We start from the raw sequence: 15,068 nt of genomic DNA, 5'->3' as shown, positions 1-15,068 counted from the left end.
TGGATCAAATCGACTTACTGTTGCAAGCTCAATTCCGTAACTTCGTCTGTTTCTTTCGGCAATCCATTGAAGAACAGGTTCAAAACAATGGCTGTCAAACTACTCATGACGATCCCATTGCCTGTAAACATTTGGACGGTTTCAGGCATCTGACTGAATAAGGTTGGCATCATATTGAACCCTAAACCAAAACCGATCGAGACCGCAATCACTAACAAGTTCTTGTCATTCATAAAATCAACTTTGCTCAGCATTCGCATCCCTTGAACAGCGACCATGCCAAACATCACTAACATGCCGCCTCCCAGTACTGCTTCTGGAATGATCTGTGCGATGGCACCAACTTTTGGAAACAGCCCTAATACGATCAAAAAGATTGCTGAAAAGAAAATCGGGCGACGAGTCTTAATGCCTGAAAGTTGAACCAAACCTACGTTTTGTGAAAATCCAGTATAAGGAAATGTATTGAAGATCCCACCAAGGATCACCGCCAAGCCTTCCGCACGATAGCCGCGCTTTAAGTCATTGCCTGTAATCGGTTTTTCAGTAATATCTCCAAGTGCAAAATAAACGCCAGTGGACTCTACTAGACTCACGATGGAAATAATGATCATCAAAACGATCGACCACAAATCAAAGGTTGGTAAGCCGAAATAAAAAGGCTGAGGCAAATGAAACACAGGCGCATGGGCGATGGCAGAAAGATCCACCAAGCCTAATAATGCTGCTAAAATAGTCCCACCGATCAAAACGGCAATCGAGCGAATAAAGCCTTTCCCAAACACCTGCACCCCAATGATCAAGGCAATCGTTACAAAACCTAACAATAAATTCGTTGGATCACCAAAGTTAGCAGCTGCGGCATCCCCTCCACCGATTTTAGTGATGGCGACTGGAATCAAGGTCAAGCCGATGACGGTAATCACCGTTCCCGTCACCAATGGTGGAAACAAAACTTTGATTTTCGAAAAAATGCCGGCGATCAGAACAATGAAAATCCCGGCGGCAATGATCGCTCCGTAAATCGCACTGATTCCCGATTTGGTGCCGATCAAAATCAATGGGGAGACAGCTTGGATGGCACAGCCTAAAACGACTGGTAGGCCGATCCCGAAAAAGCGGGTAACAACTAATTGCAAAAGCGTAGCGATTCCGCACATGAAAATATCGATCGAGATCAAATACGTCATCTGAGCTTCATTGAAGCCCAGACCTGTTCCAATCAACAAAGGAACGGCAACAGCTCCTGCATACATCGCTAGCAAATGCTGCAAGCCTAAAACTGCTGAACGGCTATTCGTTTCTTTCATTAGGCATCTCCTTCTAAAAAGCTGACTTGTCCCTCAGACAATGAGGCGATCCGTGCTAGTGAAACAACAGGAATTCCCATTTCTTCAAGTAATTGTCGACCACTTTGGAATGATTTTTCAATCACGATACCGATACCGACGACGTTGGCTCCTGCTTGTTGACACAGTTCGATCAACCCTTTTGCTGCTTGTCCGTTTGCTAAAAAATCATCAATAATCAAGACTGTATCCTCTGATGACAAAAATTTCTTGGAAATCGATACTTGGCTGGTCACTTGCTTGGTAAAGGAATAGACAGATGCAGTCAGCAGCTCTTCATCCATCGTCAAACTCTTTGCTTTACGGGCAAAGATCATTGGTACTTGTAACTGTTCTGCAGTATAAAGGGCTGGTGCGATCCCTGAAGCTTCGATGGTCACTACTTTTGTGATGCCGCTTCCTTGAAACCGTTCCGCGAAGACTGCACCGATTTCTTTCATCAACTCATAATCCACTTGGTGGGTCAAAAATTGGTCCACTTTAAGAACCCCTTCGCCCAGCACATTTCCGTGTGTTTTGATACGCTCAACTAATTTTTCCATCCTAGCTCTCCTCGTTCCTTTCTATTCCATCCTGAAAAAAAAGACACTCTTTTTGCCAAAGCAAAAAAAGTGTCTAACAGGCACGATTTTTACTTATAGTCCGATATTTACGGTATCGGGTAGAGACTGTCGACCATATTTCGACGATATACAAGTAATTTTTAAATGATAGATTCGATTATGCCTGTCTTTGATTAAAAACACAAGCATGGAATGCCCTTTATAAATAAAAATATTCTCATTTGTGGATCATTTCCTACTCTGGCTTCTCCATATCGCGATAGTGTTCCATCTTTTTACTGAAAAGCTCCCCATTGGACGGCGGCGTGTAGGTGATGGCATTAGCGCCTGCTTCAATCGTTTCTAAGATGCTTTCATCGGTTGGTCCACCGGTTGCGATGATCGGCAGCTTCGGATATTTTTTACGGAAGAAAGCCACGGTATCTGCTGTGTCCTTGCCAGCACTGATATTGATGACTTTCACACCAGCTTCAAGCTTGGCATCAATTTCGGTATACTTACTCGTTACGGTACTGATAACGGGAATATCTACAACTTTACAGACCTGCTCTACAGTTTTCAGTGGCGTTGGTCCGTTTAAGACGACCCCGATCGACCCTTGGGCTTCAGCAAACATGCTCATATAAGACGAGCGAAATCCTTGGGTCAAGCCCCCGCCGACACCAGAAAACACTGGAATGTCCGCTGCTTCGATGATTGCTTTCGTAATTGCTGGGTGTGGTGTAAAGGGATAGACCGCAATCACAGCATCCGCATTTGTATTGCGGATGATCGCAATATCCGTTGTGAAAATAATGGAGCGGATTTGTTTTCCAAATATTTGAATACCGCTAGCCTCTCGAATAACTTTAGGCACTTTCACGATATCTTTGCGCAAATCGGTGGTGATTTTTGGCATATATTTTTCTTCCATAAGCAGCCAACTCTCTTTTCTTATTGATCAAATCGATTCAATTGGTAGGTTTCAATTACTTGAATGATTTTGCTGGCATAATCCGGATCCGTTGCATACCCTGCATCTTGTAATGCTTGTGCGGCACTGCGGTAGTCGTTTGCTGTCAAGACATTTACATAAAGTGCAGGATTCCAATCCACACCATTTACAAACAACATCGTATGATCATCCATTGATTCTTCCCAAGTATCATAGACACGAAAATCTCCTTGAATCGTGACCCATTCTCCATTATAAAACTCTTGGGTATCTAATGTCACCTTTTTTGAATGGCCAAATGACTTAATTCCAAATAAATTATTGTATTCACTGGCTAGAGAACTTTGACCCCAATCTGATTCAAGGATTGCCTGTCCAATAATGATACTTGGTAAAATCCCGTAGCCCTTTTGCAGTTCTTGTGCGTAAGGAGCGATGCGATCAATAAATTCTTCATGGGAGATGGCTTCCGTGTTTGTTTCTTCCTCTTTGGGAAGGGGGTCTGCCAAACTATTTAAGGAAAAAATAAAGGCAATCCCAATCAAGAATAACCCTAGAAAGACTAATGGGAAACGAGTCTTCTGTTTTTTTCGTCTTGCGCTCATTTTTTCACTTCCTTTGTCTGACTAAACACATTTTCAGAAAACAAATTGCCTCCATTCAGCAACAACTCATCTTGTGTAAGCTCACTGCTTTCTTGACTTTTAGCAAGAGACCCCTCATAGATCCAGTCCTCTGCCAGAGGATCTTCCCATTCGTGAGAGGACAGTTCTGCTTCTTTTCGAGCGATGTGTTCTTTTGCATCTTCCAGAAACTCTTCAAAGGTCAACTCCTGCTCCTCAATGTAGGTTGCCACTTCGACCCCTACATATCGTAGATGCCAAGGCTCATAATCGATTTGCGTAATAGCATGTTTTCCTTTCGGGTAACGGATGATAAACCCATACTCCCTTGCATGAGCTTGTAGCCATTTTCCACCCTCAGTATCACCGAACCCCTCATTGAGCAGTTCTCCTGTATGATTTTGATACCAATCCTGATCCACAACATCAACAGCAAGCCCAGTATGATGTTCGCTATAGCCAGGCTCAGTAAAGGTCAGTTTCGTGATCCGAATTGCTTCTTCTTTTGTATGACCTTGACTCATCAGGGTGTTGACATTGGCATTGAATATCTCCTCTTGATACGCGACTGAACGGTAGGCAGAGACCATCACCAAAGGATGTCCTGCAGCTTTTGCGGCATCTGCCAGCTTTTCATAAGCTGAAACGATGCGTTGATCGACGAGATAGCCATTCGACAATTTCCCTAAATCTTTTTGTGCAATTTCGCTTTTGATTTTATTGTTTGGGCCTACCAAAACCAATGACCAATCATCCAATGAGACAGTTGGAAAATCCTCTTCGTTCACTTCATCACTAGCACTTGCTTGTTCTTGTGACTCTTGCGTGTTCCCATTTGGCTCTTTTTCATTTGTTTCTGTTGTTTCACTCGTTGTTGCTTGATCTGTTGAACGAGCGATACTTGCACTCTTTGTTGGGGTGACTGCGGTCACTCGGTTCACTTGAATGGTTAAAAGAACCAGAAACAAGAAGCCCGCCGCCGCAGCCATTCCATAATACTTTTTCAAAAAATATCCTACCTTTAGTTGTAAGTTTCTTCCAGATTTTCTTTGACCCACTCCAACAGTTCGATTTTTTCATTGCGAATTTGCTGCTGAACAAAAGCGGGCAATCGGAAGTTTAGTATATCATCATAACCCCACTCATCATACGTAATACTGACTCTCAAATCAAGGTATTGGGCTGTTTCTTCAGATTCTGTTAACAATTCGACTTTCGCTAAATCGCTTGCTAACCACGTTCTGGCGATTTGAGTCTTCATTTTTTTGAACTCGACGACCGCTTGATTGCGTTTTTCTGGATAAATGACGGTTTGCCGAATGATTTTTTGGATCAACATCCATTCATAATCTGAAAACAGCAGCTTCACTTTCTGATTTTCAGCAGGTGACAGACTCATTGTGCCATTTTTCCATGCCTCCCATTGCTCCTCGGTGATGCCTAATTGTGTTTCATAAAACTGTTTTTCTGATGCGTATTGCTCGATGATGGTATTTAAAATAATTGCAATTGATACATTATGCATATGTTATCCCTCCTCTTCTATATTTTACTGAAAGTCAGCCGTAATGGAAACTTTTTGCGATTGTTTTTGATTATTTTAAAGAATTGATTTCTTTTGTTATACTAAATACGAAGGAGATGATCAATGATGAAAAAATACCGTTGGGGAATGATTGGCCTCGGAGATATCGCAACGCAATTTGCTGCTGGCTTTTCTAATGAAGCAAGTGAACTATATGGGGTCAGTGCCCGGAGTTTCCCTAAAGTCCAAGCATTTGCTGAGAAACACTCTATTCCCCATGCCTATGAAAGCACAGATGCCATGTTAGAAGATCCGCAAATCGATATTGTTTATATTGCAGTACCTAATGATCTTCATCATGAATTTATTATGAAAGCTCTGATGGCAGGAAAACATGTCCTCTGCGAAAAAGCCATCACCACCAGTGCCGATGAGCTAGCGGAAGAACTAGCCTTAGCCAAAGAAAAAAACCTAATCTTAGAAGAAGCAATGACGATTTTCAATATGCCGGTTTATGCTCGGTTGAAAGAAGAGATTGATGCCGGACGCTTAGGAAAATTAAAAATGATCCAAGCACCATTTGGCAGCTACAAAGATCCAGACCCAAGCAATCGTTTCTTCAATCCAGATTTAGGTGGCGGTGCTTTATTGGATATCGGTACGTATGCTGTTTCATTTGCCCGCTTTTTCATGACGGATACACCAGAAGTGACGTTTAGCAGCATGAAGCCCTTCTCTACAGGTGTGGATGAACAATCAGTCACGATCTTACAAAATCCAGCCGATGAAATGGCTAGTGTCACGCTGACTTTCCAAGCGAAAATGCCTAAAACCGGTATCGTCGCTTTCGAAGAAGGATACATTACCGTAGATGAATACCCTCGTGCGGACAAAGCCGTGATCCATTTCCGAGATGGAACAAATGAAGTGATTGAAGCTGGCGACAGCAGTCAAGCCCTTAATTATGAAATTGCCAATATGATCAAAGCCATCGATGGCGAGATCGAAGGATCGATCCATTTGACCACCGATGTCATTGACGTTCTTGATCAAATGCAAGCTTTTTGGGAACAGCAGTAAAATGAAAAAGACTCCTTTAGGCTGATGCCAGATATAACAGGAATCAAAACACATAATACCTAATCATTCACCAATAGGATTGTCAAAAGAAAAGGTAGCAACGGAAGCGAAATTCCGTTGCTACCTTTTTTCTGTTCCAAACCACCACAGTTTTGGCGAAAATACACGCAGAAGAAAATACGGTCAGAAGAAGATTTAACACTACCTATAGGCTGTAAAAAAGCTGATAATAGCACCAATTCTTTAAATCGTAACTGCCCATTACTTTACACCGTAACTGTGGAAGATTACCGTGTGTACGATCTTAAAGTGACTTCGGCAATTTTCCTGTCCATTTTAAGTAAGATTTGAGAAGGTTAACTATTCCGATGGTGTTGAGTTAGCTGGCTTTGCGTGTCAGCTAGTTCTTTATTTTGCACGCCAATTTTGAAATCAAAGACAGTAAAGATTTTTAGCAGGTGTATGCTGATGTGGACCTTTGTGTCTACGTCATCTGATCTAGGCAGTTGGGAAAAAGGTATTTCTTTTCCAAAGTCGGAGCCGTTCACTGTAGGCAGCTAACGCGGTAAAATGTAGCGTTCGAATTGCATATATATAGCTATTTTACAGTGCGTTCGCGGCTATTGTTTGAATTTAGCATAAAGACAATTCCTGCTTTTACTAATCTGCATATGTGAGGCTTCGAACTAACTTAAAAGAAAATCTTTAACATGTTTATTGAAATCTTTGCCTTCTTCATAGCTCGCGTGTCCCAGCCCTTTATAGAGAAGCAAACGACCGTTTGGGATTTTATCAGCCATCTCCGCTGAAGAATTTGATCCAACTATTTTATCGCTATCACCGCCAATTATGAAGGTAGGACAAATTATGTTTTCAAGTTTACTGAAAGTATCGTGTGCCAATACAGCTTTTGCCTGAAGTATGAACCTCTCAAAGCTTTTCGGCTTTCCAACTCTACATAGAAGTGGATACATCAGCCGATATGTTTTCAGTTTTTGGGATGAGTATGTTTTCTCCATTGTATCAATCATCAGTGATTTATAATCATTATTTTCCGCGTAATTCACCCATCCGTTGATAGCTCGATGAAGAGTTTCGTTTGCACGGGAAGTGGTAACAGCAAGAATAAGCTTTTTTACCATCATAGGATAGTCGATAGCAAAGTGCTGGGCTATCATACCACCCTGTGATATACCCATTAGGCAAGCACTTTTTATTCCAAGTTGGTCAAGTGCTGCTTTAAGGTCTTTTGCCATCTCCCTGGTGGTGTACCCATTTTCAATATTTGTTTTTCTACTAAACACATACACCTTAAAATCGTTCAAAAAAGCCCTAAAGTAATACGCCAATTTGATTGCTTGCCCCTCTACAGTTTTTAATCCATCTGATAACCCAGGCAAAATTATCAATGGAGATTTCCCCAGTCCAAATTCCACATAATCCATTTTTGATCCATTGATAGTTACTGAACTTCCTTTGGCACCATAAAACAAGATCTTCAACTCCTTCTAGTCTATAATCCCCTTTTTAAGTATATCTATATAGTCGGTAAGGTGGGTTACATACTCATTCCTAATTTGGTTAATTTCGGATTTATTTCCGTTTTGCACTTCTATTCTTTCGATAAAGTCGGCATTAAAACCTTGTAAAAACCATTTAAGCACATCAAGAACTTTTCTTTTATCCCAATTCAACGATTTCGTATCAACGTTTTCTAATACGCTATAATAAACATTCTGACCAGCATAATTAAATCTTGCTTCAACCTTTCGATAAATTTCTGTATCATTTTTGCTAAATGCTTTGATAATAAGCTTATATTTTTCTGGGTTTTGGATATACCATAAAAATTCCAATTCCGAGTATTGAATTATACGCTCAAACAAGTTAGTTGAAAGGGTGCCTAATTTTTGATATAGGTTTGCGTTTAGCTCGCCTGTGACAAAATCAAGCAAATAAAAATACAAATCTTCTTTGTTTTCAAAGTATTTAAACAAACTTCCTTTACTAATTTCAGAGGCCTTTACAATACGGTTGGTGGAACTATCTGCATACCCGTATTTTGCAAATTCTGAAATACTAACAGAAATGATTCTTTTCTTTTTATCTTCATGCAGTTCATGAAACAACTTTTTAGGCATAAGGTTCTCCGTTCAGTGACCACATGGTCATTTGTTTTCGAAATTTTAGTGACCACGTGGTCACTAAAAAAATTATACCATACGAAACTCCCGCCATCAATATGTTTATCTGTAAGAGGAACCGATCTTCGGGAGTTATCCTATCTAATTACATGGAATTGGAAGAAGAACATGCAATGGAAGTGGCTATCCAACAGCATCAAGTCAACAGTAAAAAATAAAATTTGGCTAGGGGACATTACCTAAATCCCTCTGAAGGAAGAAACGCTTTATGTATCTGTTTTTATTGATGTCTATAAGAAAAAAAGAGAGCTGATCAATGACGCTCAATTTAGAGGATTTGATCAGGCTCAAATGGAGATATCTAAATAGTTTGAAACTTACTAAACACAAAATTCAACCACTCTGCTCCGAGCTATCAATTTCCTAATGTCTTTGAAAAAAATTCCACTTACTCTCTTAACTAAGTGTCCAGTTTTTATTGACAACTCCAAATTTCTTCAATCCATAAAAGTCAAACTTTTGGGGTGACCACACGATAAAGCTGAACGAAAAATTGTAGCTACTTTTCCAATGGGTGTATGAAAACCATGTGACTGGCTCGCTGACTGAGAAACTTTTCCTACAGCTATCGAATGGATATGATACTCAACAAAAAGAATGTCTAAAACTGATTACAAGGCTGGAAAAAGAAATAGATCAACAGGAATAACAGACTATACAGGTGAAGGAATTTATCTCTAAGTATAAGCAGTTTTCTGAACGGGTCGAATTGATGCCTGCTCTTCTCAACCATGTTGTTAGCAAGATGGTTGTAGAAGCACCGAAAAGAGCAGGTAGATTCTTCGCATTGCTATGCTCTTGTTGGATATTACCGCCAATGAAGCGCGCAAGTTCTGCTTCCTATATTGGTATATTACGGCTGCCTTTTTGGGAGTCTTTTTTAGCGTGCTATTGTTTGCATTTGTTCAGAAAAGTCGGCTTTGATTTCAATAAAACTTTTAAAGGTTTGCAGAAACTGAAACAGCTGAGCGCGATTTTCAAACTCTGCTCTTGTTTGGGGCAATGGCTTTTGTCGATAATCTTCATAAAGCGCAGCAATTTTTGCCAAGATCTCTTTCCCATCGTTATTTTCGTGAAAGGACTCGGCAGTAAAGGATAGCAACTCTTGAAACGCATTTGTATAGGCTTCTTCTACCCAAAACAACTGCAATAAGTCAACCATTTCTAAGAGTAAGCGTGCCTGACTTTGGCGCATGGTAAAGTACTCTTCATAATAGGAGGCTTCTCCTCGCCATTGATTTTCACTATGCACCATTGCTTGTTGTTTGCCTTGCTTGATATCCCCCAAAAGCGTTTGGCAAACCTGGGGAAGCGTCGCCTTTTCTTTTTCAGTTAACGCAATTGACATGTCTTTTAAAAGACTTTTAAACGTTTCTTCTACTAATTGCTGTCTTTCTTTCAATGCTCGTTCGCCATCTGGCATATATAAATTGAACAAAAGCGCAAAGCCAATGCCAATACTCATCAATAAAAAAGCATTCCCAATCAGTGGCCAAGCAAACGAACGTTCCATCATATAATGGGTCACCAAGACAGAATTGACGACGATCCCATCCGTCAAATTGAAATAGACAGCGGTTGGGATAAAGAGAAAGAGAAAAAGAACAAATCCTATCGGCCCAAAGCCTAATAAATGGAAGCTGACAAAAGCTAAGAGCGTTGCGATCGCCAAAGAGATCAAACGCCCGATTCCCGTAAAAAGTGACGTTTTCTTTGTATTGCCGACGCTTAAAATGGCGATGATCCCTGCGGCTGGCGCATACAAAAGACCGATCTGTTGTGCCAGAAACATTGATAAACCAGCAGCAATCGCCGTTTTCACGGTTCTCATTCCGATTTTCATTTTTGTCACCTCCTGTGAAAAGTATACTAAATTGTGAGGAATAAGACTAGAATTTCTCAACTGCTTTGGGTATGATTAAGTAAAGGGGGCATTCGACCATGAAACTGGGGCGTTTTCGCTTAGGTATGCGAACGATAAAAACAGCCATTGCTGTCATGCTTTGTATTCTGCTCTTTCATTTTCTTGATCGTGGCCAACCATTGATTGCTGCCTTGTCGGCTGTCTTTTCTTTGCGACAAGACCTGACCACAACGATCTCTTTTGGTAAGTCACGGGTATTAGGAAATACGATCGGCGGCGGTACAGCCATTTTTTACTTTTTGACGAAGCAATATTTTCAAAATGACTTTCTGATCGAATTGTTTGTCTTGCCAGCGCTAGTCATTTTTGTCATCGTTTTTTCAGATGGCATCAATAACAATTCTGGCATTATCTCTGCTATTGCGACGATGCTTTTGATCACTTCCAGTGTCCCTCAAGGGGAATCGATCATCTTCGCCTTAGACCGTGTATTGGACACCTTTATCGGCACGTTAGTTGCCCTATCGATCAATTTCGTCATTCGACCACCTGAGGAAGAGAAAAAGGATGAGATCCAAGAAGATCTGGTGGTGCTGAGGCAAAAAGAGCTTGAACTAAAAGCCATGCTAGAAGAAGTCCAAGGCGAGATTTCCGAACAAGAAAAACAAGAAAAATAAAAACAGCCTTTTTCCAGAATCATTCTGAGAAAAGGCTGTTTTTGTTACTCATTGGCTTTCAGTGCATCGATCATATTGACATGTTTCAGTTTGAAATACATTGCGATCCCTACCACGCTTGAAATAAGCAGGTCAATCCAGCGGCATACACATAGCTCATTGGTTCGACTGTCGGTGAAAACATGGCGATATCGACTTCGATGGTCTGTAAGACAAATTGATGCTGAAGCACCCCTAATAATAAACCAAATGCAATGCCGAAGATCGTCAGAAAGATATTTTCACGAAAGACGTACATGGTCACTTCTCGATCATAAAAGCCCAATACTTTGATGGTCGACAACTCGCGAATGCGTTCCGCTATATTGATGTTGTTCAAGTTGTACAACACGATAAAGGCTAATGCCCCCGCAGACGAGATCAAGATCCAGATGACGATGTTCAAGGTTGCTGTCGTGTCATCTAAGGCATCCGCTGAAGCTGAGAGGAAGGAAACATTGATGACATTGTCTTGTGCCATCAAATCAGCCGCGATCGCTTCTTCCTCCGATTTCGTCAAACGCTGACTGAATTTCAATAACTCACTGTTGTAAGAAGGGGCGGCCTGAAAGATCTTTTGATACGCATCTGGGGTCAAATAAGCAAAATGCCCTGTGTAGTTTTCTGCGATTGCAGCCACATTCAGTTCAAATGCTTCGCCGCTTTCATTCGTCAACGTTATCATATCACCCACCGATAATCCAAACAACTTAGCAAGCTTTTCATTGATGATGGCACCCTCTCCTTCTAGCTCGTAAGCTTCTCCTGAAACCCGATCATTCAAGTGGACAAATCTCGATAAAGCCGCAGGATCTTCTGGCACGGTGACGGTTACTTCTTGCTGCGTGACCCCCGATTGAGCCAACGTCAGACTTTCCGTATGCAAGAATAACCCTGCTTCAAAGCCTTCAATATCTTCTGCGGCGGCTTTTGTTTCACTCATTGCTTCCGAATCCTCATCATCAAAGGTGATCACCGCCTGATACTGCCAGATTTTCTCAAACTGTAAAGGAATGATATTGCTGATAGAATCTCTTAGACCAAATCCAGTCAAGATCATGGAGGTACATCCCGCGATCCCTAAGATGGTCATGAGCATTCTGGACTTGTAGCGAAACAGGTTTCGCATTGTAACTTTTTGAATAAAACTTAAGTGCCGCCATATAACGGTGATTCTTTCTAAGAGAATTCGTTTTCCTGTTTTGGGTGCCTTTGGTCGTAACAATGAAGCCGATGACTGTCTTAAATCAAAACGTAAAACCAACAACGCGATACCGATGGTGCAAAGCAAGCTGACTCCCACAGCAATCAATGAAAGCCGCAAATACCATGGGGTGTCATATTCCGTGAGATTGTAAAGCGGTCCATAAGCTTGAATGATGATTGCTGGAAAAAAGGAAAAGCCGACTGCTAGACCCAATACAGCACCTGTGATGCCTGCTGCAGAGGAATAAAGCAAAAATTTCTGTCCAATCTCCCAGTTACGATAGCCTAATGCTTTCAATGTACCGATCTCACTACGTTTTTCATCGATCATCCGCGTCATGGTGGTTAGACTGACTAACGCTGCAATCAAAAAGAAGATAACTGGGAAAATCGTCGCTAACGAAGAAACCCGTTCCGCATTGTCTTGGTACTCTGAATAACCAGGATTCGCATCGCGGTTTGCGACACGATAAACTGCCGGTTTTAGATCCAACAATTCCTGCTCTTTTTCAGCAACTTCTTTTTTGGCATCTTCAAGTTTTTCGCGTTCTTTTGGTGCTCTTTCTTTAAATTCGTCAAGCTTTTCTTGAAGGGTTGCTTCGTTTTCTCGATATTCCTGCCAACCAGCAGCTAATAAAGACTGACCCTTTGCTTTTTCAGAAGCTAAGGTCTCACGAGCGTCGCTTAGCTGCGTCTCTCCTTGGGTGATCTGGGTCTGCGCTTGTGCCAATTCTTGGCGCCCAGCTCTGATTTGGCTCCAGCCAGCATTGACTTGCTGTTGTGCCTGCTGAAGTTGCGCTTCTTGGTCATTGATTGCAGCCAGTTGTCCGCTTAATTGGGCACGTTGTTGCTCACCTTCATCAATAAGTGGATTCAATGTATCTTCAGCTGCCGTCAACATAGTAGCAATCATCGTTTCATCGATTTCCTCCAGATCAGGAACCGGACCAAGGACATCTGTCGGCAGGTTCAACTGTGCCAGAGCGGCGGTTATTTGTGCATAGACGGTAGGCAGCTGGGACATTTGCTCCTCTGCAGAAAGTTGACCCACACTTCTGATTTGATCCATGCCTTGGTATGCCAGCGCCAGTTGCTCCTCTACCTGCTGGATACCCTTTTGTAGTTCAGGTCTTTGTGCCAAAACGGGTGCCAACTGAGCTTGGGCTGACTGTACTTGGGCTTCTTGCTGAATCAATGCTTGTTCATTTTGATCTAGCAGGCGTTGATTTTCGATCAATGCCTGTTTCCCCTCAGCTAATTTTTGCGCTTCTCCAATCAATTGCTCTTGGGCAGTTTGAATCTCTGTCTGAAAAGCTGCTTCTTGTTCCGTCAACTCCTGATGCGCCTGCGCCAATTTCTCTGTTGCGTCGTCAAGTTCCGCTTGCGCTTGCTGCAATGCTTCTTCGCCATCACGGATCTGTTCTTTGGCCTCATCAATGGCTGGTTGCGCTTCATCGATCAACTCTTGCCGCCGTCCTTGTGCCCGCGGAGCCAACCGTTCTTCTACTTCATCACTTACTTGATCCCTTTTTGTCTGATATGCTTCTGAATAGCTAGCCACTTGCGATAGCTCATCAAAACGAACTAACAATCTAGCATACGCAGTTTCTTTAAAATCTTCTTCTGGAATTACTGCAAAGTAATCAACCGTCCCATTCCCAACGGTACTATTGCCTCGATGAAAATTCTCAATAAATTCGGGACTATTGACAAAGCCAACGATCGTATAAGTGTGCGTTTCTAGCTGGTTTTCACCGCTTTCTGGCAGTTCAAAAGTTTCATCTAGTGCAAACCCACCGCTGCTTTGTGCCGCTTGATCCAAAGCAATTTCCCCTGACTTTTGCGGCAATCGACCAGAAGTCACCTGATATTGATTGACTCTCCGCTCCTTCGAAAGGGAAAAGACACGGATCACGGCACGGTGATTTTCGGCATTGATATCGGCGATCTGCTCTGCTTCAACAGACGTGACACCAGGCATTTCTTCAATGATTTCCCGATCGGCAGTCGACAACCCTAATGTTGACGCAATCGTAAAGTCCGCTAATTTCTGGCGAGCAAAATAATCTTCAGCTGCTTGTTCCATATTCGGACCAGTTGCACTGATCCCCACAAAAAAAGCGACCCCTAAAAAGATAATGCCTAATATGGACAAAAACCGCCCGGGTGCTTGCCTGATTTCACGTAAACTGGAACGTAATAATGTTTTTTTCATAGGCATTTACCAAGAAATAGAGGCAATTGGAATCGGATGAGTATTTTTTTCCATCTTGCGGACCTTTGCATCATTGATATGGATCACACGATCAGCCATGGGAGCCAATGAGCTGTTATGTGTAATGATCAAAACGGTCGTCCCAGTCTCGCGAGCCGTTTTTTCTAGAATTGCTAGAATCTGTTTCCCCGTTTCATAGTCAAGGGCCCCAGTTGGTTCATCACAAAGCAGCAATTTGGGCTTCTTCGCAATAGCACGAGCGATCGTGACTCGCTGCTGTTCGCCACCAGACAATTGCGCTGGAAAGTGATCCAAGCGATCACCAAGCCCAACTTGGGTCAAGATCTCAGCTGCATCAAGTGCCTCTGGCACGATTTGTGCTGAGAGTTCAACGTTTTCTCTGGCTGTCAAATTAGGGACCAAATTATAAAACTGAAAGACAAAACCGACATCTTTGCGGCGATAGGTCGTCAATTGTTTGGCATCAAAGCCAGCAATATCTGTTCCATCAACGATCACTTTGCCACTATCACATTGATCCATTCCACCTAATATGTTCAAAACGGTGGACTTACCAGCGCCACTAGGACCAAGGATCAGTGCGATCTCTCCTTTTTCTACGGAAAACGAAACACCATCATTAGCAGCAATGACCGTGTCGCCCATTGTGTATTTCTTCACTTCTTTCACAACTTCGATATAACTCATTATGTTCCTCCAAGAATTCCAGCGCCGCATGCGCTTTCTCGCTTAATAGTGTATCATACTTATTCCTGCGAAAGAAACAGC

At 42.1% G+C, this 15,068-nt stretch carries 12 protein-coding genes, 1 pseudogene and 1 riboswitch; of the genes and pseudogenes, 2 read left to right on the top strand and 11 right to left on the bottom strand.

Going from position 1 to position 15,068, the window contains the following annotated elements; genetic code table 11:
- Positions 1–14: 14 nt before the first annotated feature.
- The 6 genes from P0G38_RS07505 to P0G38_RS07480 all read right to left on the bottom strand — a co-directional run bounded on the left by P0G38_RS07505 (position 15) and on the right by P0G38_RS07480 (position 4,994).
- A complete protein-coding gene (locus tag P0G38_RS07505; protein WP_275854895.1) occupies positions 15–1,310 on the bottom strand; it encodes a nucleobase:cation symporter-2 family protein in 1,296 nt (431 codons plus the stop codon).
- Complete coding sequence (locus P0G38_RS07500) at positions 1,310–1,891, bottom strand: xanthine phosphoribosyltransferase (protein WP_010749578.1); 582 nt, start codon at positions 1,889–1,891, stop codon at positions 1,310–1,312. The genes P0G38_RS07505 and P0G38_RS07500 overlap by 1 nt, the downstream gene beginning before the upstream one ends.
- 76 nt (positions 1,892–1,967) lie before the next feature.
- A riboswitch (purine riboswitch) is annotated at positions 1,968–2,065 on the bottom strand.
- Positions 2,066–2,147: 82 nt separating this feature from the next.
- Entirely contained in the window at positions 2,148–2,825 is a 678-nt protein-coding gene (locus P0G38_RS07495; protein ID WP_010749577.1) for a beta/alpha barrel domain-containing protein, read from the bottom strand.
- A gap of 20 nt (positions 2,826–2,845) precedes the next feature.
- Complete coding sequence (locus P0G38_RS07490) at positions 2,846–3,451, bottom strand: glycoside hydrolase family 73 protein (protein WP_005229997.1); 606 nt, start codon at positions 3,449–3,451, stop codon at positions 2,846–2,848.
- The gene (locus P0G38_RS07485; protein ID WP_128488420.1) at positions 3,448–4,458 is read right to left on the bottom strand and encodes a M15 family metallopeptidase; all 1,011 of its coding nucleotides are present in this window, start codon (positions 4,456–4,458) and stop codon (positions 3,448–3,450) included. The genes P0G38_RS07490 and P0G38_RS07485 overlap by 4 nt, the downstream gene beginning before the upstream one ends.
- A 32-nt stretch (positions 4,459–4,490) precedes the next feature.
- Entirely contained in the window at positions 4,491–4,994 is a 504-nt protein-coding gene (locus P0G38_RS07480; RefSeq protein ID WP_005229993.1) for a hypothetical protein, read from the bottom strand.
- A 123-nt stretch (positions 4,995–5,117) separates the two neighbouring features.
- Between P0G38_RS07480 and P0G38_RS07475 the strand changes: the two genes are divergently transcribed.
- Positions 5,118–6,074, top strand: coding sequence for a Gfo/Idh/MocA family protein (locus P0G38_RS07475; protein ID WP_005229991.1), 957 nt, complete (start codon positions 5,118–5,120; stop codon positions 6,072–6,074).
- 686 nt (positions 6,075–6,760) lie between these two features.
- On the opposite strand, the gene P0G38_RS07470 is transcribed toward P0G38_RS07475, so the two are convergent.
- The 3 genes from P0G38_RS07470 to P0G38_RS07460 form a co-directional block, all read right to left on the bottom strand.
- Positions 6,761–7,567: an alpha/beta fold hydrolase gene (locus P0G38_RS07470; RefSeq protein ID WP_241655668.1), complete on the bottom strand. Its 807-nt coding sequence runs from the start codon at positions 7,565–7,567 to the stop codon at positions 6,761–6,763.
- A gap of 15 nt (positions 7,568–7,582) precedes the next feature.
- A complete protein-coding gene (locus P0G38_RS07465; protein ID WP_074932683.1) occupies positions 7,583–8,215 on the bottom strand; it encodes a TetR/AcrR family transcriptional regulator in 633 nt (210 codons plus the stop codon).
- A 943-nt stretch (positions 8,216–9,158) separates the two neighbouring features.
- The gene (locus P0G38_RS07460; protein ID WP_034869373.1) at positions 9,159–10,121 is read right to left on the bottom strand and encodes an aromatic acid exporter family protein; all 963 of its coding nucleotides are present in this window, start codon (positions 10,119–10,121) and stop codon (positions 9,159–9,161) included.
- A 98-nt stretch (positions 10,122–10,219) separates the two neighbouring features.
- Here P0G38_RS07460 and P0G38_RS07455 point away from each other — a divergent pair, with 98 nt between their 5' ends.
- A complete protein-coding gene (locus P0G38_RS07455) occupies positions 10,220–10,819 on the top strand; it encodes an FUSC family protein (RefSeq protein WP_005231932.1) in 600 nt (199 codons plus the stop codon).
- A 44-nt stretch (positions 10,820–10,863) separates the two neighbouring features.
- Here P0G38_RS07455 and P0G38_RS07450 read toward each other — a convergent pair.
- Together P0G38_RS07450 and P0G38_RS07445 are read right to left on the bottom strand one after the other, a co-directional pair.
- Positions 10,864–14,285: pseudogene (locus P0G38_RS07450) on the bottom strand (ABC transporter permease).
- Positions 14,286–14,987, bottom strand: coding sequence for an ABC transporter ATP-binding protein (locus P0G38_RS07445; protein WP_275854883.1), 702 nt, complete (start codon positions 14,985–14,987; stop codon positions 14,286–14,288).
- Between the last annotated feature and the right edge of the window lie 81 nt (positions 14,988–15,068).

This window comes from Enterococcus casseliflavus, assembly GCF_029215545.1.
GTDB lineage: Bacteria > Bacillota > Bacilli > Lactobacillales > Enterococcaceae > Enterococcus_D > Enterococcus_D casseliflavus.
This window is presented reverse-complemented; position numbering and strand designations above follow the sequence as displayed.

What these genes read in the sequence shown, in the direction of transcription:
- P0G38_RS07505 (WP_275854895.1), bottom strand. Translation starts at nt 1,310, where the DNA reads ATGAAAGAAACGAATAGCCGTTCAGCAGTTTTAGGCTTGCAGCATTTG.
- P0G38_RS07500 (WP_010749578.1), bottom strand. Translation starts at nt 1,891, where the DNA reads ATGGAAAAATTAGTTGAGCGTATCAAAACACACGGAAATGTGCTGGGC.
- P0G38_RS07495 (WP_010749577.1), bottom strand. Translation starts at nt 2,825, where the DNA reads ATGGAAGAAAAATATATGCCAAAAATCACCACCGATTTGCGCAAAGAT.
- P0G38_RS07490 (WP_005229997.1), bottom strand. Translation starts at nt 3,451, where the DNA reads ATGAGCGCAAGACGAAAAAAACAGAAGACTCGTTTCCCATTAGTCTTT.
- P0G38_RS07485 (WP_128488420.1), bottom strand. Translation starts at nt 4,458, where the DNA reads ATGGCTGCGGCGGCGGGCTTCTTGTTTCTGGTTCTTTTAACCATTCAA.
- P0G38_RS07480 (WP_005229993.1), bottom strand. Translation starts at nt 4,994, where the DNA reads ATGCATAATGTATCAATTGCAATTATTTTAAATACCATCATCGAGCAA.
- P0G38_RS07475 (WP_005229991.1), top strand. Translation starts at nt 5,118, where the DNA reads ATGATGAAAAAATACCGTTGGGGAATGATTGGCCTCGGAGATATCGCA.
- P0G38_RS07465 (WP_074932683.1), bottom strand. Translation starts at nt 8,215, where the DNA reads ATGCCTAAAAAGTTGTTTCATGAACTGCATGAAGATAAAAAGAAAAGA.
- P0G38_RS07460 (WP_034869373.1), bottom strand. Translation starts at nt 10,121, where the DNA reads ATGAAAATCGGAATGAGAACCGTGAAAACGGCGATTGCTGCTGGTTTA.
- P0G38_RS07455 (WP_005231932.1), top strand. Translation starts at nt 10,220, where the DNA reads ATGAAACTGGGGCGTTTTCGCTTAGGTATGCGAACGATAAAAACAGCC.
- P0G38_RS07445 (WP_275854883.1), bottom strand. Translation starts at nt 14,987, where the DNA reads ATGAGTTATATCGAAGTTGTGAAAGAAGTGAAGAAATACACAATGGGC.